This window comes from Neisseria sp. P0021.S007, assembly GCF_051956855.1.
Genome location: NZ_JBQCXA010001241.1, coordinates 1 through 511 on the forward strand (window position 1 = coordinate 1; position 511 = coordinate 511).

Consider the following 511-nt stretch of genomic DNA (forward strand, 5'->3'; position numbering starts at 1 on the left):
GATTTACGATACGCAGGCGGGGCGGGAAATTGCGCCCGAAGCTTTGGTGCAGCAGTTGAAGCAGGCGGATGTCGTCTTAATCGGCGAGAAACACGACGAAGCGGCGCACCACAACGCGGAAACATGGCTGTTGGCTCAGACTGCCGATGCAAGGCAGTCAGGCTCGGTGCTTTTGGAAATGCTGGACGCTTCGCAGCAGCGGCAGGTTGGCGAAGTGCAGGCATGGATGCAGTCGGGCGGTAAAACCACGCCGCGCCGCCTGAATGAAAAAATGGGCTGGAACAACGCATGGCAATGGCAGGATTACAGCACGCTCGTCCATTTTCTGATGGGACAAAAAGCCAAAGTTTTGGCAGCAAACCCCGATCGCGCCGCCGTGCGACAGGCAGCTTCGTTCGTGCCGCAAGGGAAAGCGGGCGGCGATGCGCGCGTACGCGAGGCGTTGGGCAAAATCATGGGCGGCAACCACGGCAGCACTGACGGGCTGGTGTCCATGCAGCAGTTTAAAGAC

General features: G+C 59.3%; 1 protein-coding gene. It reads left to right on the top strand.

Features of this window, described 5'->3' with window-relative positions:
* The coding region (locus tag ACTHUR_RS18525) for a ChaN family lipoprotein (RefSeq protein WP_440400234.1) at nt 1-511 on the top strand (511 nt) is incomplete at both ends.